This is a genomic window from Pseudomonas sp. BJa3, from assembly GCF_026343815.1.
Taxonomy (GTDB): Bacteria; Pseudomonadota; Gammaproteobacteria; order Pseudomonadales; family Pseudomonadaceae; genus Aquipseudomonas; species Aquipseudomonas soli.
In genome coordinates, this window is record NZ_JAOXMC010000035.1 from 1 (window position 1) to 19,882 (window position 19,882).

Genomic DNA, 19,882 nt, shown 5'->3' on the forward strand with positions numbered 1-19,882 from the left:
GAAAGGCCCATTGGCTGATTGGGTGTGTTCACTGCTCGCGCGACGTCACTCCAATGTGGTGGCCTGCGCGTTGGCCAACAAACTGGCACGCATTGCGTGGGCCATTACCACTCGGCATACGCAATATAAAACGGAGCCAGACGCCATGAACGCCTGACCCCGTAGTGCTGCACCGTGTTTCACCATCAGGTTTTGCGATAGCTGAACAACAGATGAAATAAACGGCCAATCGGCCTGGCGATGATCCTGAACGACGAATTGGCTCTTGGAAGCCGCTTACTTTATTAGGATCGCCAGGCGCGAATGCTCATCGTGGCGCGGGATACGAGCCCAATAGACGCCGGATAGATTGAAGCAAGCCATCCATTCCATCTGATGAACAGTATTGCAAAAAATGGGGTGACCATAGATTTTGTCGTGGCAAAAAGGAACCAAAAACCGTGCGCTCCATTCATCCGGCCCTCCGCTTCGCTCCGGGTTCCCTCACTCCGGCCTTGCTCCCGGGAGGACCGCGCTGAACGCCCCATCCTGGGGCGCAGCGCTTGACGGGCATCCATGCCCGTCACCTCCCTCCGCAAGACCTGCGTTCGGCCTCCTGAAGTCGCGAAGTTACGGGCGGCGCCTGGGATGACGCAGCTGTCGCTAGCGGCTTCGGGGATAGACTTCTGATCAGTAACAGCAACAGCTCGAGCGCTTGCAGGACTCAACCCGACCTATTGCGCAATGCCACAAGCACCAATCGTTCAGGCCGTGGCCTGCATCCGCGCGATGATGTCCCACAACCGTGGATCGTCATAGTCTTCGATCACCAGCCGCGCCCCGGCTTCCAGCAGTCGTTCGGCCGGCTGGGTAGTGGCCAGGCCCACGGTAAAGATGCCGGCATCGACAGCCGCCTTGACGCCAGGCAGCGAGTCCTCGAAGGCCAGCGCCTGCCCGGCCTGGGCCTGCAGGCACTGCAGCCCGGTGAGGTAGGGCAGGGGATCGGGCTTGGGCCGTGCCAGCTCATCGGCGACCAGCACATGGCCGAAACGCTCGCCAAGGCCCATGGCCCCGAGCATGTGCTCGGCGTTCAGGCGCGGCGCGTTGGTCACCACGCACATGCCGATGCCGTGCTGCTCGGCATGTGCCAGCAGATGCAGCAGGCCGGGCATTGGTGTCAGGGTTGGCGACAGTTCGCGGAACAACGCCTCCTTGCGCTCGGCCAGGACCTGGCGGTGGGTGGCATCGGCCTGGGGAAACAGCTCGGCGAACAACAGGCCGTTGGAGCGTCCGCTGACCTGGGTGTTGAACTGCTCCTGAGTCAGCTCGCGGCCATCGTAGTCGTACAGCAGCTTGCGGAAGGCTTGCAAGTGCAGCGTGTCGGTATCGGTGAGGGTCCCATCGAGATCGAACAGCAGGGCGGTCAGCATCGGGCATCCTTAAGGGGGAGAAACCATTCAGCAGCATCTTATGCCATCAGCATTGGAAAGTGCAGTTGGCCGGTTCTTTCGCGTTTTCGGCACAAGTCTCACAGGCAGTGGGGCTGCCGAGCAAACGCTCCAGCCCCAAGAGACCCTGAACGGTTACTATCGGCTGCCAGGCATCCACTGCACGGAGCACCCACCCCATGCCTTTCGTCACCACCCGCAAGATCCTGTTCGGCGATTGCGACCCCGCCGGGATCGTCTACACGCCGCGTATCAGTTACTTCGTCATCGAGGCGATCCACGAGTTTCTTTCCCACCAGCTGGGCGGCGAAGGCCTGCGCAAGCTGTTCGCCATGGGTGTCATGCCGCCGGCACGGGCATTGTCCATCGAGTTCCTGGCGCCGATGGCCTGGGACGACCTGATCCGCGTGCACGTCAGCAGCGGGCCGCTCGGCCGCACATCGTTCAGTTTCAATGTGGAAGGGGTAGGAGCCAGTGGCGAGTCATGTTTCCGCGCCAGCATGACCCAGGTATGCGTCTGCCCCGATAGCAAGCAACCGGTTGATCTGCCCGAGGCACTGCGCCGGGCACTGAGCAGCACCACAGACTGATGTGCATCACTACGGATAGATATGTCATCAACCAACAAACGTTTCAGCATCAATTGGATATAAAGTCCAAACGTGACCGGTTATTCAGTTGCGTTTTTCCGTTTAATTGAGGCTGTTGCCACTGGTTGCTCCTGTTGAAAGCTGTTAGCTTTCGCCCCGCTCCGGAATTAAACAAGCAGGCCTGCAACGCGCCGCTTGCGGCCACCCGAAAAAACAACGGGTGACCGAACAGGGAACGATAATAAAAATCCTAGGGAGGGATAACTGGATGAATCTCTACATCCGTCTGTTGCTGGCTATTCTGCGCGGTTTCTTCAAGCCGCCGATGGCCCTGACCGAAACGCTGCAGCGTACGCTGCGGGTCTGGCCGAACGATATAGACATCAATAAACACATGAACAACGGCCGTTACATGACGATTGTCGATCTGTTCATGCTGGAACTTTGCCTGCGTGCGAAGATCCTTATTCCTGCCTTCAAGTTGGGTTGGAAACCCATGCTCGGCGGTAATCTGGTCGTCTATAAAAAGCAACTTTCCATGTTCGAACAATACACCGCCGAGTTCAGCATCTGCTGCCTCGACGAGAGCTGGACCTACTTCCAGTACACCTTCTTCAACCGTGCCGGTGAAGTGGTGGTGACTGGTTATTCCAAGGGCGCCTGGGTCGGTCGCAAAGGCCTGGTCGCCAACGCGGTGATCGCCGAAAAGCTCAAGGTCGAACCCACTACCGCGCCGATGCCCGAAGCCATCAGGAAATGGCTTGAGGCTGAGGCCCACGTGCTCGGCAAGGCCTGAGCCAGGTCGCGTCTCGGCCCACTTGGCAAACACCACACCCACGTAATCCGTCCATTGCTCCACGGCACCGGGCCTCTGGCCTGGCGCCGCGCGCGGCAGGCTTTGCCGTGCCCGCCATTCGCGCCTGGCCCACGTCGATCCATGAATGAGTAGGGAAACACCTCATGCCGAACACCTTGTTGTTGATGTTGGTTCTTTTTGCGGTCTTGCTGCTGGTCGCCGAGCTGTTCAGGCGCTACCGCCTGGTGGGCCTGACCTTCTTCGTGCTGTCGCTGCCGGCGTTACTGGTGCCGAACGCCAACCTGTTCATGCGCATCAAGACCATCAGCGTGCTGCTGCCCATGTGCTTCCTGGCTTACGCCAGGTACAGGCCGAAAATCGAAGGTTTCATCTACAAGCTCATCTACCTGGTGATCGTGCTCAACATCATCGAAGCCTCAGTGATCGACTGGCAAACCGGCAACGTCCTCAACATCGTCGCCGCCGTGGGCCTGATCCTGTGCCTGCCGTACTCGCGCCAACACTGGGAGATCTCAGGCCGCCACAGTGATTTCGTGGTGCGCGTCCCGGCCTACTGGCCCTACCTGTACACCACCTGGAACCTGTGTTTCCTGTACTCGGCGCGGATCACCACCTTCGGCTACGCACTGCCGCTGTTGCTGGCGCCGGTGGCCTACGCCTTGCTCCTGCGCCGCTCCGACCTGTACTTCCAGGCCCGCGCCTACACCTTCGGCTTCTACCTGTTCGTGCGCACTATCGCCGGCGACGCCCCGCTGATGAACCTGCCGGCCTTCGATCTGACGACTTGGTACAGCCCCGACGCCGCGCTCATCTGGAGCGTCGTCAACGTGATTTTCACAGGCGCCTGCCTGTACAGCTACGGCGCAAGCCGCAAGAAGAACAAAGCGATCGAACAAGGAGTTTGAAGCATGCTGGAAGTTATCCTGCTGGCGTTTTTCATCACCGCCAGCCCGGTGATCCTGTTGATGAGCAAGACCCGGGCCGAGCCATTGAAGCATGTGTACATCGGCCTGTATTACGTAAAGTTCGTACCGTTGCTGCTGTCGCTGTACGCGATCAATCTCAGCGCCAGTTTCCTGGCCTGGAAGTGGGTGCAGTTGAAATGGCTGCTGCCGCGCTACTTCGGCTACCGCCACTACAACCGCGACTCCATCTCGATGGAGAGCACGGCGATCCCGGGCACTGACTACCACATGGGCTACATCCCCAAGAAACTGCCCGCCGAACTGGTCTATCGCTGGAGAAAAGACAAGGTCTACCATAACTACATCCAGTCGATCATCAAGGCCAACCGCGACTACTACAAAGTACCGCTGGGCCAGTTCCCGCAACCGACGGCGATTTCCGACGAGGACCTGAAAGTCTTCCTGATGTCGTCGCAGATCACCCATTACCTGCAGACGGTCGATGGCGTATCGACCTTCGACATGCGTGATTTCACCCGCGAGATCCGCCTGTCCAGCTCGGTGTTCGACGTGGCCAGCATTTCCATCGCCCAGGACTTCGCCACCGACAGCATGCGCATCACCCTGCGCGACGGCTTCAGCGTCGGCCCGGGCGAGCCGCACTGGGACCTGGCCAAGGTCTACTTCATGTCGAACACCATGGTGTTCTTCATCCTCGGCGCGCACCTGCACCATCACCTGTTCTTCGCCGAAATGGGAGCGGCGTTCCTGTTCAACCTGGTGCCCAAGGGCTCCAACTTCCACAAGCTGATGGACCCGCACACCGCCTATATCCTGATGCTCAACCACCAGTTCAAGGAATCGCCGCTGTCGCTGCGCGAAACCACAGGCATCGCCGACAAGTTCCTCTACAGCTGCATCGGCTACTACTCGGCGCAGACCTTCTACAAGGTCGGCTATGAAAACGCCCTGAACATGTACAACAAGCGCGACACCGAAGACCAGGCGCTGACCCAGAAATTCGAGATCAAGTTCGCCATCCCGTTCGACCAGTACCTCAATGGCCAGCACGCACTCAACGCCCAGTACCGCGACTACTACGCGGCGGTGCTGAAGTTCATCACGGCCAGTTACGACGATCTGCTGCGCGACGGCTCCGAGCCCTACATCAACAACTGGGTCGCCGAGCTGTGCCGCTATGTCAACCTGCCGTGCCAGGCCAATGACAAGGCCTTCAACATCGAAGTGATCGCCACCTATATCTGGTACGTATCGTTCGTCCACTCCCTGGAGCACTACCAGTTCCACAAGTACAAGATGAACTACTGCCTGCTGACCCGGCTGCCGTTCGCGGTCGCCAAGCACTTGCCCGCGGAACAGGTGTTCAGCCAGTACGACATCTGGAAGTCCAAGCACATCGTGCACACCTTCGGCAAGAACCACCTCAATGCCGGTGTCTCGGAGAGCTATGCCGACCTGGACTACAAGTTCCGCGACCTGCCGCTGATCGACAAGCAGGCGCAACTGAAGAAGGACGTACTCGCGCTACTGGAGAAACACCAGACGCCAAACGAGGCGATCGCTTTGTCCATTCGCTACTGAGCCTGGGCGCGGAAGGCCGGCGACGAAGGGGTCTGTTCAGTTTTCGCAGAAAGGAGTACAAATGTGCTCCATGGACAATCTATCCCCCAAACGCCGCGCCATCCTCGAATTCATCCGCGAGCGCATCACCGATCAAGGCCAGCCGCCGTCGCTGGCCGACATCGCCGAGCGCTTCGGTTTCGCTTCGCGCAGCGTGGCGCGCAAGCACATCACCGCCCTGAGCCAGGGCGGCTTCATCGACGTCACCCCCAACCAGGCGCGGGGCATCCGCCTGGCCGAGCCGCTGCGCCGGCCCGAGATCCTCGAAGTGCCGGTGCTCGGCCAGGTCGCCGCCGGTGCGCCGATCGGGCCCGACCTCGATATCCACGAGCAGTTGCTGCTCGACCCCAGCCTGTTCCGGCGTACCCCTGACTACCTGCTCAAGGTGCGCGGCGACTCGATGGTCGACGACGGCATCTTCGACGGTGACCTGGTCGGCATTCGCCAGCAGGGCGAGGCCCGCGACGGGCAGATCGTGGTCGCCCGGCTCGACGGCGAGGTGACCATCAAACGCCTGCAGCGCATCCGCGGCGGTTATCGCCTGCTGCCGCGCAACCCGGCCTATGCCCCCATCGATGTGAGCCCCGAGCGCGAGTTCTTCATCGAAGGCGTGTTCTGCGGCTTGCTGAGGCGTGACTGATGGGCGCGGTGGTCGAACTCGACCGGCTGCTCGACCAGCGCCAGGTATGGCGCGGGCGGCAGGCCCGGGCGCGCCCGCAGGGCCTGCAGCCCACCGGGCATGCCACCCTCGATGGTCGGCTGCCGGAAGGCGGTTGGCCGGCGGCGTCGCTCAGCGAGCTGCTGCTGGCCAGCCCCGGCTGCGGTGAGTTGCAGTTGCTCTGGCCCACGCTTGCCCGGCTGAGTGGGGAAGGGCAGCGGGTGGTGCTGGTGGCGCCGCCGTTCATCCCTTATGCACCGGCCTGGCAGGCTGCCGGAGTCGACCTGCGCTGGCTGGTGCAGGTCGACGCCGAGGCCGGCGATGCCCTGTGGGCGGCCGAGCAGTGCCTGCGCTCGGGCAGTTGCGCCGCGGTGTTGTGCTGGCCGGAGCGTGCCGATGATCGGGCGCTGCGGCGTTTGCAAGTGGCCGCGGAAACCGGCAACGCGCTGGCGTTCGCCTGCCGCCCGCGACAGGCCGCGCTGAACCCTTCGCCCGCCGCCCTGCGCATTGCCCTCGACCTGCGCCCGGCACAGTGGCGAGTGCTCAAGTGCCGGGGTGGCCTGCCGCCTGCCGCACCCATCGCCTGCCCAGGGCAGGGGTGATGCGCCATGCTCTGGGCCTGCATCCTGTTTCCCCAGCTGGCGCTGGACACTGTCCTGCGCGAACGCGACGACCCCGAGGCACCGCTGGTGCTGCTTGGCGGGCCGCCCCAGCGCCGCGTGCTGCGGGCGGTCAACCCGGCAGCCAGTGCGCTGGGCCTGCGCGCCGGCCAGGCATTGACCGCCGCCCGTGCCCTGGCCGACGGTTTCGCCTGCGTCGATGTCGAACCGGCGCGTATCGAGCAACTGCAACAGTTGCTCGCGGCCTGGGCCTACCGTTTCAGCGCCCAGGTCAGCCTGCACTATCCCCGTGCGTTGTTGCTGGAAGTGGGCTCGAGCCTGCAACTGTTCGGCCCGTGGCCGTCGTTCGAGGCGCGCCTGCGCGAGGAACTGGCGGCACTCGGCTTGCGCCAGCGCATCGTGCTGGCCAGCAACCCGGTGGCGGCGAGAATGCTCGCCAACGGCCATGATGGCCTGGCGCTGAACTGTCCGCAGGCAACCCGCGACGCCTTGCTCGACATGCCCGTCGAGCGTGTCGGCCTGCCCAGCGAGGCAGCCGAAGCCTTCGCCCGCATGGGCCTGCGCCGCCTCGGGCAGGTACTGGCGTTACCCCGGGATGCCCTGGCCAGGCGTTTCAGCGCCCAGGTGCAGTTGCACTTGGACCAACTGCTCGGCCTGCGTAGCCTGGGGCTGGATTTCTACCAGCCGCCCGACCGTTTCGAGGCGCGGCTGGAGCTGAACTTCGACGTCGAGTCGCACCAGGCGCTGCTGTTCCCCCTGCGTCGTCTTATCCACGACCTGGCGGCTTTCCTCGCCGGGCGTGACTGTGGCGTGCAGCGGTTCGAGTTGCACCTGGAGCATGCCGAAGGCGCCGACACCGTGCTCAAGGTCGGCATGCTGGCCGCCGAGCGCGACGCCTCGCTGTTGTTCGAGCTTGCCCGTGGCCGCCTGGAGCCGCTGCGCATCCCGGCGCCGGTGCGCAACCTGCGGCTGCTGGCCGCCGACCTGCCACCGTTCGTGCCTCAGCACCAGGCGCTGTTCGACCCGCGTGCGCAGCAGGCCCAGCCTTGGGACCAACTGCGCGAGCGCCTGCGCGCGCGGCTGGGCGATGACGCGGTCAAGGGCTTGCGCGCCGAGGCCGATCATCGCCCCGAGTGCGCCTGGCAAGGAGTGGAGCAGGGTGGGCAGGGCCATTTGGTGATGGCCCCTGGTCGACGCCCCGGCTGGTTGCTGCCGGTGCCTCAGGTGCTGTCCGAGACCGGCCTGCAACTGCTCGGACAGGCCGAGCGTATCGAGTCCGGCTGGTGGGACGGTGGTGATGTGCGGCGCGACTACTACCGCATCGAAACCCGTGATGGCCTGCGCGGCTGGGCCTTCCGCGACCTCGCGGCCCCGGGGCCGTTGTGGCTGCAAGGCTGGTTCGCATGAGCGCCCCCGGCTACGCCGAGCTGCACTGCCTGTCGAACTTCAGTTTCCAGCGTGGCGCCTCCAGTGCCGACGAGCTGTTCCGCCGCGCCCGCGAGCAGGGTTACCAGGCCCTGGCGATCACCGACGAATGCACCCTGGCAGGCATCGTCCGGGCCTGGCAGGCGGCAAAGCAGCATCAGGTGCGGTTGATCGTCGGCAGCGAGGTGCGGGTGCACCAGGGGCCGAAGCTGGTCCTGCTGGCACAGGACCTTGCCGGCTACCAGAGCCTCTGCGCCTTGATCACCCGCGCCCGGCGGCGTTCGCAGAAGGGCAGCTACCAGTTGCTCGTCGAGGACCTCGAGGCCCATCACCAGGGCTTGCTGGCGCTGTGGGTGGCCGAGTCAGGCGACAGCGCCGGGGCCTGGCTGCAGCCGCTGTTCGCCGGGCGCCTGTGGCTGGCGGTACACCTGCACCGCGGGGCCGACGACGCCCAGCGCCTGGCTTACCTGCGCGCGCTAGGGGCACGGCTCGATATTCCGCTGGTGGCCTGCGGCGATGTGCACATGCACCTGCGTGGCCGGCGGGCGCTGCAGGACTGCATGACCGCCATCCGCGAACATTGCGCGGTCGCCGAGGCGGGGCGGTACCTGTTCGCCAATGGCGAGCGTCACCTGAGGTCGCTCGAGCAGTTGCGCGAGCTGTACCCCGACGATCTGCTCGCGCAGGCCACACAGGTCGCGGCGCGGTGCACGTTCGACCTGTCGCAGTTGCAATACCGATACCCGCGTGAGCTGGTGCCCGAGGGGCAGACCCCGGCCAGCTGGCTGCGCGAACTGTGCCGCCGAGGGTTGCCCGAACGCTGGCCCCAGGGCCCGAGCGACAAGGTGAACACGGTGCTGGAGCGGGAGCTGGCGCTGATCGAGGAACTGGGCTACGAGAGCTACTTCCTCACCGTCCACGACATCGTCGCCTTCGCCCGCCGCCAGCGCATCCTCTGCCAAGGGCGCGGCTCGGCGGCCAACTCGGTGGTGTGCTTTGTCCTCGGCATCACCGAGCTCGACCCGATGGAACACCGCCTGCTGTTCGAACGCTTTCTTTCCCGCGAGCGCAACGAGCCGCCGGACATCGACGTGGATTTCGAGCATGAGCGCCGCGAAGAGGTGATCCAGTACGTGTTCCAGCGCTACGGCCGGCACCGGGCGGCGCTCACCGCGGTGGTCAGCAGCTACCACGCCGCCGGCGCGGTGCGCGATGTGGCGCGAGTGCTCGGCCTGCCGGCCGACCAGGTGGACGCCCTGGCCAAGTGCTGCGGGCGCTGGAGCGACCGCATCCCGGATGCCGCCCGCCTGGCCGAGGCCGGGTTCGATGCGCACAGCCCGTCGCTGCGGCGCATCCTGGTGCTGGCGGGGGAGCTGATCGGCTTTCCCCGGCACCTGTCGCAACACCCGGGGGGCTTCGTCATCTCCGAACAGCCGCTGGACCAGCTGGTGCCGGTGGAGAACGCGGCGATGGCCGAGCGCACGGTGATCCAGTGGGACAAGGACGACCTGGACATGGTCGGCCTGCTCAAGGTCGACGTGCTGGCGCTGGGCATGCTCAGCGCGCTGCGCCGCTGCTTCGACCTGATCGCCCGGCACCGGGGCCGCGAGTACACGCTGGCGACCCTGCCCAAGGAAGACCCGGCCACCTACGCCATGATCGGCCGCGCCGAGACCATGGGCGTGTTCCAGATCGAGTCGCGGGCGCAGATGGCCATGCTGCCCCGGCTCAAGCCGGTGAAGTTCTACGACCTGGTGATCGAGGTGGCCATCGTCCGTCCGGGGCCGATCCAGGGCGACATGGTCCACCCATACCTGCGCCGCAGGCTCGAACAGGAGCCGGTCACCTACCCATCGGAAAAGCTCAAGGCCGTCTTCGAGCGCACCCTGGGCGTGCCGCTGTTCCAGGAGCAGGTGATGGAGCTGGCCATGGTCGCCGCCGACTACAGCCCCGGCGAGGCCGACCAGTTGCGCCGCAGCATGGCCGCCTGGAAGCGCCATGGCGGCCTGGAGCCGCACCGCGAGCGGCTGATCGCGGGCATGCTCCGTAATGGCTACGAGCTGGCCTTTGCCGAGCGTATCTTCGAGCAGATCAAGGGCTTTGGCAGCTACGGCTTCCCCGAGTCCCACGCTGCCAGCTTTGCCCTTTTGTGCTACGCCAGCAGCTGGCTCAAGTGCCATGAGCCGGCGATCTTCACCTGCGCGCTGGTCAACAGCTGGCCGATGGGCTTCTACAGCCCCGACCAGTTGCTGCAGGAGGCGCGCCGCCAGGGCATCGAGGTGCGCCCGGTGGATGTGTTCCACAGCGAGTGGGATTGCACCCTGGAGGCACTGGGCGAGAACGAACTGGCCATCCGCCTGGGCCTGCGCCAGATCCGCGGCTTCAGCGAAGGCGATGCCCGGCGCCTGGAGCAGGCGAGGGCGCAGCGCCCCTGGCGGGATGTCGAGGACCTGTGCCTGCGCGCCCGGCTCGATGGCCGGGCCCGGGCGCGCCTGGCCGATGCCGGGGCACTGCGCGGGCTGGCTGGCGACCGCCACCAGGCGCGCTGGCAGGTGGCGGCGGTGCAGGCGCAACTGCCGTTGTTCGCCGAGGTTGAATCGACACTTGAACAGGCGGTGGCCTTGCCTGCACCCAGCATTGCCGAAGACCTGGCCGCCGACTACGACACCCTGGGCACCACCCTCGGGCCGCACCCCCTGACCCTGTTGCGGACACGCTTGCGCGCGCTGGGGTGTCGCAGTTCAAGGGAGCTGGCAGGGGTCGAGCATGGCGACAGCATCGCCGTCGCCGGCATCGTGGTCGGGCGCCAGCGACCACAGACCGCCAGTGGCGTGACCTTCGTCACCCTCGAGGACGAGCATGGCATGGTCAACGTAGTGGTCTGGCGCGACCTGGCAGAGCGCCAACGGCGCGAACTGGTAGGTTCGAAGTTGCTCAAGGTGAGCGGGCGGCTGGAGCAGGAGAGCGGGGTGCGGCACCTGATCGCCCGGCGCCTGGAAGACATCAGCCCGCTGTTGCAGGGGCTTGATGTGCGCAGCCGGGACTTTCATTAAGCCTCAGACCATCGCCAGTCGCTGCTTGCGTGTCGGAGCCGGAAACGCCTGCTCGATGGCTTGCAGGTCCTCTTCGGCAAGCACCAGGTCGGCCGCCGCCGCATTCAAGCGCACATGCTGCGGATCCACCGCCTTGGGAATCGCGATCACCCCATCATTGCGCGTGACCCAGGCCAGGCTCACCTGGGCCGGCGTGGCGCCATGGCGCTCGGCGATCTGCGTCAGCACCGGGTGACCCAGCAAGCGCCCGGCCTGGGCCAACGGGCAGTAGGCCATGGTTGGCAAGCCCTGCTCGCGGCTCCACGGCAGCAGGTCGAATTCGATGCCACGCTCGGCCGGGTTGTACAGCACCTGGTTGGTGGCGCAGGCCCTGTTATCCAGTTCGCGCAGGTCGTCGAGGTCGAAATTGGACACGCCCCAGCGGCGAATCTTGCCCTGCTCGATCAGCCGCTCGAAGGCTTCCACCGTCTCGTCCAGCGGGTACTGGCCGCGCCAGTGCAGCAGGTACAGGTCGATGCAGTCGGTGCCCAGGCGCTGGAGGCTGCGCTCGCAGGCGGCCGGCACACCGCGTCGGCTGGCATTGTGCGGATAGACCTTGCTGACCAAAAACACCTGGTCCCGGCGCCCAGCGATGGCCTGGCCGACCACCTGTTCGGCGCCGCCCTCGGCGTACATTTCAGCAGTGTCGATCAGGCCCAGGCCCAGGTCGATGCCTTGTTGCAGCGCCGCCACTTCGGCGGCCCTGTGGCCCGGGTCCTCACCCATGTACCAGGTACCCTGGCCGATGGCCGGAACGCGGGAGCCCGCCAGATTCACGTAACGCATGTCACCTCCTGTGGATGGGTATGGGTCAGCAGCACATCGAGCAGCGCCTCGGCGGCCTTGGACAGCTTGTGATCGCCCAGGGCGATCACGCCGATGCGCCGCTCCACGGTGGGATCGACCAGCGGCACGCAACGGGCGCCGAGCTCCTGCATCTGCTCGATGCACAGCGCCGGTACCGCGCTGACTCCCAGACCACTGGCGACCATGCGGCCGATGGTCGACAACTGATGGCTCTCGAAGGCCACCGCCAGCTTGCCATGGTTGGCGGCCAGGTGCTGTTCGAGCAGCAGGCGCACCGCAGATGGCCGCTGCAGGGCGATGAAGTCCTCGGCCAGCAGCTCCTGCCAACGCACCTGGGGCTGCTGGGCAAGGGGCGAGTCGGCCGGCACCACGGCGACGAAGCGATCCATGTACAGCGGGTGGAAACGCAGCGCCTCGCTGCTTTCCGGCTCGAAACCGATGCCCAGTTCGACGCGGCGATGGCGCACCAGTTCCAGCACCTGCTCGTTGATCACGTCGTGCACGGTGACATTGACCTTGGGGTAGCGCTGGCGAAACACCTTCAGCGACCGTGGCAGCAGGTTGCCGGCGAACGCCGGCATTGCCGCCACCGACACCCGGCCCAGTTGCAGGGTGAAGCGCTGGCGCAACATTTCCTCGGTATCGTCCCAATCGGCGAGCAGGCGCCTGGCCAGGGGCAGCAGCACCTCGCCCTCGGGGGTCAGGCTGACGCTGCGGGTGGTGCGGGTGAGCAGGGCGCCGCCGAGGTTGTCCTCCAGGGCCTTGATGGTCAGGCTCAGGGCCGGTTGCGACACGTGCAGGTGCTCGCCGGCCTGGGCGAAGCTCTGGTACTTGGCCACGGTGACGAAGGCCCGCAGCTGCTTGACGTTCATGAGGGGTTGACCCTTTGTTTTGGAAAAGTTATCAATCGATGACGAAAACAAAATTAACAAATCAGTCGGCTACAGTGAAGATGACCATACGGTTCCAACAACTACAAAAGGCGACTGAGCATGGCCGGACTGGACAAGCGTGTAGCAACTTATGAAGAGGCCCTGGCGGGCCTGACCGACGACATGACCGTGCTGGCCGGCGGCTTTGGCCTGTGCGGCATCCCCGAGAACCTCATCGCCGAAATCAAGCGCCGTGGCGTCAAGGGCCTGACCGTGGTCTCCAACAACTGCGGCGTCGACGGCTTTGGCCTCGGCGTGCTGCTCGAGGACCGGCAGATCCGCAAGATGATCGCCTCCTACGTCGGCGAGAACGCCGAGTTCGAACGCCAGCTGCTCAGCGGCGAACTGGAAGTGGAGCTTACCCCGCAAGGCACCCTGGCCGAGAAGATGCGCGCCGGCGGCGCCGGCATCCCGGCCTTCTTCACCGCCACCGGCTATGGCACCCCGGTTGCCGAAGGCAAGGAAGTACGCGAGTTCAACGGTCGCAAGTACATCCTCGAAGAATCCATCACCGGCGACTTCGCCATCGTCAAAGGCTGGAAGGCCGACCACTACGGCAACGTGGTGTACCGCAACACCGCGCAGAACTTCAACCCGCTGGCCGCCACCGCCGGCAAGATCACCGTGGTCGAGGTCGAAGAGATCGTCGAGCCTGGCGTGCTGCTGCCCAGCGAGATCCACACCCCGGGCATCTATGTCGACCGGGTCATCGTCGGCACCTTCGAGAAGCGCATCGAAAAGCGCACCGTCAAGGCCTGAGCGCCGCCCTCAAGAACAACAAAGAGATCCTGACTATGGCATTGACCCGCGAACAAATGGCGCAACGCGTCGCCCGTGAACTCAAGGACGGCTACTACGTCAATCTCGGCATCGGCATCCCCACCCTGGTGGCCAACTACGTGCCCGACGGCATGGAAGTGATGCTGCAGTCGGAGAACGGCCTGCTGGGCATGGGCGAGTTCCCCACCGAAGCCACCATCGACGCCGACATGATCAACGCCGGCAAGCAGACCGTCACCGCCCGCCGTGGCGCGTCGATCTTCGATTCGGCGCAATCCTTCGCCATGATCCGTGGCGGCCATGTCGACCTCACCGTGCTCGGAGCCTTCGAGGTGGACGTGCAGGGCAACATCGCCTCGTGGATGATCCCCGGCAAGCTGGTCAAGGGCATGGGCGGCGCCATGGACCTGGTGGCCGGCGCCGACAACATCATCGTCACCATGACCCATGCCTCCAAGGACGGCGAGTCCAAGCTGCTGCCCATGTGCAGCCTGCCGCTGACCGGTGCCGGCTGCATCCGCAAGGTGCTGACCGACCTGGCCTACCTGGAGATTGAAAACGGCGCCTTCATCCTGCGCGAGACCGCGCCGGGCGTGAGTGTCGAGGAAATCGTCGCGAAGACTGCCGGCAAGCTGATCGTGCCGGACGATGTCGAGGAAATGACCTTCTAATCAACATTCCCCTGAGGGGGCTTGTGGGAGCGCGCTTGCCCCGCGATGACGTCAGCCCAGGTGCCACGATCGCCTGGTCGGGCGCTGTCGCGGGGCGAGCCCGTTCCACGCTTGCGCTTCCATAGGGCTTTGCCTTGTCTGTTGCAAAATCCACCAATAAAACCAAAAAGGGAAAACATCGTGGCCGCTGATATCCAAGACAGCCGCTCCGCCCGCTTTGCCCTGCGCTGCTCCAACTGGGCCGAACGCTGGTTCCCCGATTCCTGGGTGTTCGCCGCCCTGGCCGTGATGCTGGTGGCCCTCGGCGCCCTGGCCATGGGCGGCAAGCCCACCGACACCGCCAAGGCCTTCGGTGACGGCTTCTGGAGCCTGATCCCGTTCACCATGCAGATGGCCTTCGTGGTCATCGGTGGCTATGTGGTGGCTAGCTCGCCACCCGCCGCCCGGCTGATCGACCGCCTGGCGCGGCTGCCGAAGAACGGCCGCTCGGCGGTGTGCTGGGTGGCGCTGATCTCGATGCTCGCCTCCTTGCTCAACTGGGGCCTGTCGCTGGTGTTCGGCGGCCTGCTGGTGCGCGCCCTGGCGCGCCGCACCGACCTGAAGATGGACTACCGCGCCGCCGGCGCCGCCGCCTACCTGGGCCTGGGCGCGGTGTGGGCGCTGGGCCTGTCGTCGTCGGCCGCGCAGTTGCAGGCCAACCCGGCCAGCCTGCCGCCGTCGATCCTGTCGATCACCGGGGTGATCCCGTTCACCGAGACCATCTTCCTCTGGCAGTCCGGGGTGATGCTCGCCGCCCTGGTGATCGTCTCGCTGATCGTCGCCTATGCCACCGCGCCCGGCCCGAACAGCGCCCGCAGCGCGCAGGATTGTGGAGTGGACCCGAGCTTCAGCGCACCACCTTCGCCCCAGCGCACGCGTCCGGGTGAGTGGCTGGAATACAGCCCGATCCTGATCCTGCTGCTGGTGGCCCTGGCCGCTGGCTGGCTGTACCAGGAGTTCGCCACCAAGCCGGCGATCACCGCGATTTCCGGGCTGAACACCTACAACCTGTTGTTCATCATGCTCGGTGCCTTGCTGCACTGGCGCCCGCGCAGCTTCCTCGATGCCGTGGCTCGCGCCGTGCCGACCACCACCGGGGTGCTGATCCAGTTCCCGCTGTACGGCTCGATCGCCGCCATTCTCACCCAGGTCAAGGGCGCGGACGCCCAGACCCTGGCCCACCATATCTCGCTGTTCTTCACCCAGATCGCCACCCATGACACCTACGCCTTGCTGATGGGCGTGTACTCGGCGGTGCTTGGCTTCTTCATTCCGTCCGGCGGTGGCAAGTGGATCATCGAGGCGCCGTACGTGATGCTGGTAGCCAACGACCTGCAATACCACCTGGGCTGGGCGGTGCAGATCTACAACGCCGCCGAGGCGCTGCCGAACCTGATCAACCCATTCTACATGCTGCCGCTGCTGGGGGTGTTGGGGCTCAAGGCGCGTGACCTGATCGGCTTCTCGTTCGTGCAGTTGCTGGTGCATGTACCGCTGGTGCTGGTGTTGCTGTGGGCGCTGGGCACCACGTTGCAATATGTCCCGCCTGTAATGCCCTGATCAGGCAGATTCATCAGACGCCTGCCTGGAAGGGAGTCTGATGAGCGCACAAGCGCTATGGATCGGCGCTTGTGCAGCTTCCTACCGGAGTCTCCGAAAAAGCTGACTGATGGCAAATTGACGCCAATATGCTGGCCACTTACTATGCGCGCCACTTTGCGTTGATCACCAGGGACAGGTATGCCGGTACGTCTTCACTCAGCGCGCAATTATGCGCGCTTCGCATTTGTTGCAACACTGTGCAGCCCGTTGGCCTGGGCCGTTTCACCGGGTGACCAGGACCTGATCCGTGAACGCCAGAACCGCCTGCTCGAAGAGCAGCAACGGCGCCTCGAGGACCTGCGCAACCTGCCCGGCGAAAGCGCGCAACCTACCCAGCAGCAACGGCCCGAAGATACCCGCTGCTTCGATATCCACACCATCGAGCTCAAGGGCGCCGACAGCCTGTCCGCCGCCGATCGCGACAGCCTGCTCAAGCCTTTCATCGACCAGTGCCTGGGTGTCACCCAGCTCAATGCCTTGCTCAAGGCGATCACCGACCATTACCTGGGCTGCGGCCTGGTCACCAGCCGCGCCTACCTCCCGCAGCAGGACCTGTCTTCGGGCCACCTGCAGGTGCTGGTGGTGGAAGGGCGCCTGGAAGGGCTGCGCCCGGACCCGGCCAGCGGCCTGAGCGAGCGCGAGCTGGCCATGGTTTTCCCCGGTGAAGTCGAGCAGCGTCTGAACCTGCGCGAAGTCGAGCAGATGGTCGATCAGCTCAACCGCCTGCCGTCGAACAAGGCGCAGATGGAGCTGACCCCCGGCAAGGCCGTCGGCGGTAGCGAAGTGCTGGTGCGCAACACCCAGCAGAAACCCTGGCGCGCCTCGCTGTCGCGCAACAATGAAGGCCAGCGCAGCACCGGGGAACAGATGCTCAACCTCGGCCTGGAATGGGACAGCCCGCTGGGCCTGGCCGACCAGCTCATGCTGCGCGGTGGCCACGACGTGGTCAGCGACCACACCCAGGGTTCGAAGAACGGCGTGCTGTACTACAACCTGCCGTGGGGCTGGTGGAACTTCACCTACAGCTACAGCGAGAGCGAGTACCGCTCCCTGGCCCAGGCCAACGGCTTTGCCTTCAAGCAGACCGGTGACAGCCAGAACCACCAGCTGCGCGCCGAGCGCGTGGTGCACCGTGATGCCACCAGCAAGACCTCGCTGAATGCCGGCATGGCCCACCTGCGCACCAACAACTACATCGAGGACAGCCGCCTGGAGGGCAGCAGCAACCGCCTGAGCGAGGCGCAGTTCGGCATCAACCACGGCCGCCGCCTGGGCAATGCCTTCGTCAACATCGACCTGGGCACTCAGGAAGGCATCGGCGCCTTCGACGCCCAGGACAATGCCCACCCGCGCCCCGGCCAACCAGTGGCGCGCTACCGCAAGTACAGCGCCACCGTCAGCTATGTACAGGGCTTTGAAGTGCTCGGCGAGCGCCTGAGCTTCAGCAGCCTGGCCACCGGCCAGCGCAGCGAGGACGTATTGTTCAGCCCGCAGCGCATCAGCCTTGGTGGTCTGTCGTCGGTACGCGGCCTGAAGGACCAGTCGCTGTCCGGCGACAGCGGCGGCTACTGGCGCAACGACCTGCGCTGGACCCGCCCGGTGAGCTGGCCGCTGCTGCAGCCGCTGGTGGCCGAGTACGGCCTGGGCCTGGGCTACGACCTGGGCGTGATCCGCAACGACCGCTACAACGGCCAGTACCACGGCCGTGCCAGCAGCCACTCGCTGGAGCTGTTCGCCCGCGGCCAGCATATGGCTGCCAGCGTGACCTTCGCCCACAGCCTGGAACGCCCCGACGTGCTGACCGAAAAGGAACGCCCGGTCTACTTCCGCCTCGACTTTTTCATCTGATCACCTGATTCACGAGATTTGACATGGATGTTCGCCTGTTTGCCTTCCTGGCCCGCCAACGCTCGGCCAAAATTCAGCCGCGCGAGCAGTTCTGCGGGTTGCCCAAGCGCGGCCTGGCGCTGCTGCTGGCCAACGCCATGTTCTGGCAGCCGCTGTGGGCCCAGGCCGCCGAAGGCGTGGTGGTCAGCGGGCCGGGCACCAGCCTGGATAAAGCGGGCAACGGCGTGCCCATCGTCAATATCGCCGCGCCCAACGGCAGCGGCCTGTCGCACAACCAGTTCAGCGACTACAACGTCGGCCAGCAGGGGCTGATCCTCAACAACGCCACCGACCGCACCCAGGCCACCCAGCTGGGCGGCATCATCCTCGGCAACCCGAACCTGCAGGGCACCGCGGCCAACGTCATCCTCAACGAGGTCAACGGCGCCAACGCCAGCCAACTGCGCGGCTACACCGAAGTGGCCGGGCGCGGTGCGCACGTCATCGTCGCCAACCCCCACGGCATCACCTGCGATGGCTGCGGCTTCATCAACACGCCACAGGCCACGCTCAGCACCGGCAAACCGGTGCTCGAGAACGGCCAGCTGAGCCGTTACCAGGTCGACCAGGGCCATATCGCCATCGAAGGCGCGGGGCTCAACGCCAGCAACGTCGACAGCTTCGAGCTGATTGCCCGCAGCACGAAGATCAACGCCGAGATCCAGGCCCGCAACCTGGCCATCGTCGCCGGGCGCAACGATGTCGATGCGCGCACCCTGGCGGCCACGGCGCGTCAGGACGACGGCAGTGCCAAGCCGAGCCTGGCCATCGACTCCAGCGCCTTGGGCGGCATGTATGCCGGCGCGGTCAGGCTGGTGGGCACCGAGGCCGGTGTGGGCGTGCGCCTGGATGGGCGGATGATCGCCAGCGGCGGCGATATCCAGCTCGAGGCCAACGGCCAGTTGCACATGGCCCAGGCCAGCGCCAGCGGCGACGTACGCCTGCAGGCGGCGGCTATCGATGCGCAGGGCCCGGTGCATGCCGGCCAGCAACTGCAGCTGGACAGCCGCGGCGAGCTGGTCAACCGCCAGGGGCTGACTGCCGGGGGCCAGGTACAGTTGAACGCTGGCGGCCAACTGAGCAACCTTGGCGGTATCCAGGCGGGTATCAACATCGATGGTCAGCGCGTGGCCGGCGCCGACCTGAAGATCAGCGCCGGTGCGGTGGACAACCGCAACCAGCGCCTGATCGCCAGCGGCGACCTGACCCTCTCCACCGGCACCCACCTGGACAACCAGGGCGGTAGCCTCAGCGCCGGGCGCGACCTCAGCGTCAATGCCGCGACCCTGGATAACCGTCAGCAGGGCAAAGTGCTCGCCGACGGGCGCATGACCCTCACCGGTGGCCAGTTGCTCAACGGCGACCGTGGCCAGATCACCAGCCAGGGCGCGCTGAACGCCACCTGGGCCCATCTGGACAACCAGGCCGGCGAACTGTCCAGCCTCGATACCCTGGCCCTGAACCTCGGCAGCCTGGACAACCGCACTGGCAAGGTCCTGGCCAACCGCGGCATCACCGTCACCAGCCAGGGGCTGGTGGACAACCGCTCCGGCCGGATCGCCAGCCAGGCCACCCTCGACCTGACCGCCCAGGCCCTGAATAACCAGGGCGGCGTGGTCACCAGCAAGGCCGGCCTGGCATTGGTCGCGGGCGCAGCCATCGACAACCGCCACGGCGAGATCTCCAGCGCCGGCACCACTCAGGTAGAAGCCGCCAGCCTCGACAACCGCGAGCAAGGCAAACTGCTCAGCGACGGCACGCTCACCGCCAAGATCACCGGGCTGCTGGACAACCAGGCCAAGGGCCTGGTGAACGGCGTGGGCGACACCCATATCGACGCGGGGCAGCTGGACAACCGCGGTGGCCGCCTGGTGGGCAAGGACCTGCTGACCCTGCAGGGCCAGCGCTGGGACAACCGCGGCGGCAAGATCGAGGCCGACGGCGCACTGACACTGACCATCGACCACCTCGACAACCGCGACCAGGGCC

Annotated in this window: 16 protein-coding genes and 1 pseudogene; 14 read left to right on the forward strand and 3 right to left on the reverse strand. The window is 65.3% G+C overall.

Translation table 11 applies throughout. The annotated features are described in order from the left end of the window. A pseudogene (locus OH705_RS26420) lies at positions 1 to 157 on the forward strand (IS110 family transposase); the annotation flags it as partial. Positions 158 to 743: 586 nt separating this feature from the next. On the opposite strand, the gene OH705_RS26425 reads toward OH705_RS26420, so the two are convergent. Further along, a complete protein-coding gene (locus OH705_RS26425) occupies positions 744 to 1,409 on the reverse strand; it encodes an HAD family hydrolase (RefSeq protein ID WP_267303353.1) in 666 nt (221 codons plus the stop codon). A 197-nt stretch (positions 1,410 to 1,606) separates the two neighbouring features. Between OH705_RS26425 and OH705_RS26430 the strand changes: the two genes are divergently transcribed. The 8 genes from OH705_RS26430 (at position 1,607) to OH705_RS26465 (ending at position 11,136) form a co-directional block, all read left to right on the forward strand. Beyond that, positions 1,607 to 2,017 (forward strand): acyl-CoA thioesterase, encoded by a 411-nt coding sequence (locus tag OH705_RS26430; RefSeq protein ID WP_023630671.1) that lies wholly within the window; start codon positions 1,607 to 1,609, stop codon positions 2,015 to 2,017. A 268-nt stretch (positions 2,018 to 2,285) separates the two neighbouring features. Then, positions 2,286 to 2,813, forward strand: coding sequence for a thioesterase family protein (locus OH705_RS26435; protein ID WP_052062209.1), 528 nt, complete (start codon positions 2,286 to 2,288; stop codon positions 2,811 to 2,813). 164 nt (positions 2,814 to 2,977) lie between these two features. Continuing rightward, positions 2,978 to 3,739: a hypothetical protein gene (locus tag OH705_RS26440; protein WP_023630672.1), complete on the forward strand. Its 762-nt coding sequence runs from the start codon at positions 2,978 to 2,980 to the stop codon at positions 3,737 to 3,739. A 3-nt stretch (positions 3,740 to 3,742) separates the two neighbouring features. Next, entirely contained in the window at positions 3,743 to 5,341 is a 1,599-nt protein-coding gene (locus tag OH705_RS26445; protein ID WP_267303354.1) for a hypothetical protein, read from the forward strand. A gap of 61 nt (positions 5,342 to 5,402) precedes the next feature. Next, complete coding sequence (gene lexA / locus OH705_RS26450) at positions 5,403 to 6,020, forward strand: transcriptional repressor LexA (protein WP_177182959.1); 618 nt, start codon at positions 5,403 to 5,405, stop codon at positions 6,018 to 6,020. Then, complete coding sequence (gene imuA / locus OH705_RS26455) at positions 6,020 to 6,640, forward strand: translesion DNA synthesis-associated protein ImuA (RefSeq protein ID WP_038706221.1); 621 nt, start codon at positions 6,020 to 6,022, stop codon at positions 6,638 to 6,640. The genes lexA and imuA overlap by 1 nt, the downstream gene beginning before the upstream one ends. Before the next feature lie 6 nt (positions 6,641 to 6,646). Next, complete coding sequence (locus OH705_RS26460) at positions 6,647 to 8,065, forward strand: Y-family DNA polymerase (RefSeq protein ID WP_267303356.1); 1,419 nt, start codon at positions 6,647 to 6,649, stop codon at positions 8,063 to 8,065. Further along, positions 8,062 to 11,136, forward strand: coding sequence for an error-prone DNA polymerase (locus tag OH705_RS26465; RefSeq protein ID WP_267303357.1), 3,075 nt, complete (start codon positions 8,062 to 8,064; stop codon positions 11,134 to 11,136). The genes OH705_RS26460 and OH705_RS26465 overlap by 4 nt, the downstream gene beginning before the upstream one ends. Before the next feature lie 3 nt (positions 11,137 to 11,139). On the opposite strand, the gene OH705_RS26470 is transcribed toward OH705_RS26465, so the two are convergent. Then, a complete protein-coding gene (locus tag OH705_RS26470) occupies positions 11,140 to 11,961 on the reverse strand; it encodes an aldo/keto reductase (RefSeq protein ID WP_104443783.1) in 822 nt (273 codons plus the stop codon). Continuing rightward, complete coding sequence (locus OH705_RS26475) at positions 11,949 to 12,854, reverse strand: LysR family transcriptional regulator (RefSeq protein WP_038706217.1); 906 nt, start codon at positions 12,852 to 12,854, stop codon at positions 11,949 to 11,951. Before OH705_RS26475 ends, OH705_RS26470 begins: the two co-directional genes overlap by 13 nt. 120 nt (positions 12,855 to 12,974) lie before the next feature. On the opposite strand from OH705_RS26475, the gene OH705_RS26480 reads away from it, so the two are divergent. The 5 genes from OH705_RS26480 to OH705_RS26500 form a co-directional block, all read left to right on the forward strand. Further along, a complete protein-coding gene (locus OH705_RS26480) occupies positions 12,975 to 13,673 on the forward strand; it encodes a CoA transferase subunit A (RefSeq protein WP_023632552.1) in 699 nt (232 codons plus the stop codon). A 35-nt stretch (positions 13,674 to 13,708) separates the two neighbouring features. Then, a complete protein-coding gene (locus tag OH705_RS26485; protein ID WP_023632551.1) occupies positions 13,709 to 14,365 on the forward strand; it encodes a CoA transferase subunit B in 657 nt (218 codons plus the stop codon). 180 nt (positions 14,366 to 14,545) lie between these two features. Further along, complete coding sequence (locus tag OH705_RS26490; protein ID WP_094012630.1) at positions 14,546 to 15,964, forward strand: short-chain fatty acid transporter; 1,419 nt, start codon at positions 14,546 to 14,548, stop codon at positions 15,962 to 15,964. Positions 15,965 to 16,144: 180 nt separating this feature from the next. Further along, complete coding sequence (locus tag OH705_RS26495; RefSeq protein ID WP_267303358.1) at positions 16,145 to 17,854, forward strand: ShlB/FhaC/HecB family hemolysin secretion/activation protein; 1,710 nt, start codon at positions 16,145 to 16,147, stop codon at positions 17,852 to 17,854. Between the two features lie 23 nt (positions 17,855 to 17,877). Continuing rightward, a partial coding sequence (locus tag OH705_RS26500; RefSeq protein WP_267303359.1) for a filamentous hemagglutinin N-terminal domain-containing protein occupies positions 17,878 to 19,882 on the forward strand: 2,005 nt, incomplete at its 3' end.

What these genes read in the sequence shown, in the direction of transcription:
- OH705_RS26425 (WP_267303353.1), bottom strand. Translation starts at nt 1,409, where the DNA reads ATGCTGACCGCCCTGCTGTTCGATCTCGATGGGACCCTCACCGATACC.
- OH705_RS26430 (WP_023630671.1), top strand. Translation starts at nt 1,607, where the DNA reads ATGCCTTTCGTCACCACCCGCAAGATCCTGTTCGGCGATTGCGACCCC.
- OH705_RS26435 (WP_052062209.1), top strand. Translation starts at nt 2,286, where the DNA reads ATGAATCTCTACATCCGTCTGTTGCTGGCTATTCTGCGCGGTTTCTTC.
- OH705_RS26440 (WP_023630672.1), top strand. Translation starts at nt 2,978, where the DNA reads ATGCCGAACACCTTGTTGTTGATGTTGGTTCTTTTTGCGGTCTTGCTG.
- OH705_RS26445 (WP_267303354.1), top strand. Translation starts at nt 3,743, where the DNA reads ATGCTGGAAGTTATCCTGCTGGCGTTTTTCATCACCGCCAGCCCGGTG.
- lexA (WP_177182959.1), top strand. Translation starts at nt 5,403, where the DNA reads ATGTGCTCCATGGACAATCTATCCCCCAAACGCCGCGCCATCCTCGAA.
- imuA (WP_038706221.1), top strand. Translation starts at nt 6,020, where the DNA reads ATGGGCGCGGTGGTCGAACTCGACCGGCTGCTCGACCAGCGCCAGGTA.
- OH705_RS26460 (WP_267303356.1), top strand. Translation starts at nt 6,647, where the DNA reads ATGCTCTGGGCCTGCATCCTGTTTCCCCAGCTGGCGCTGGACACTGTC.
- OH705_RS26465 (WP_267303357.1), top strand. Translation starts at nt 8,062, where the DNA reads ATGAGCGCCCCCGGCTACGCCGAGCTGCACTGCCTGTCGAACTTCAGT.
- OH705_RS26470 (WP_104443783.1), bottom strand. Translation starts at nt 11,961, where the DNA reads ATGCGTTACGTGAATCTGGCGGGCTCCCGCGTTCCGGCCATCGGCCAG.
- OH705_RS26475 (WP_038706217.1), bottom strand. Translation starts at nt 12,854, where the DNA reads ATGAACGTCAAGCAGCTGCGGGCCTTCGTCACCGTGGCCAAGTACCAG.
- OH705_RS26480 (WP_023632552.1), top strand. Translation starts at nt 12,975, where the DNA reads ATGGCCGGACTGGACAAGCGTGTAGCAACTTATGAAGAGGCCCTGGCG.
- OH705_RS26485 (WP_023632551.1), top strand. Translation starts at nt 13,709, where the DNA reads ATGGCATTGACCCGCGAACAAATGGCGCAACGCGTCGCCCGTGAACTC.
- OH705_RS26495 (WP_267303358.1), top strand. Translation starts at nt 16,145, where the DNA reads ATGCCGGTACGTCTTCACTCAGCGCGCAATTATGCGCGCTTCGCATTT.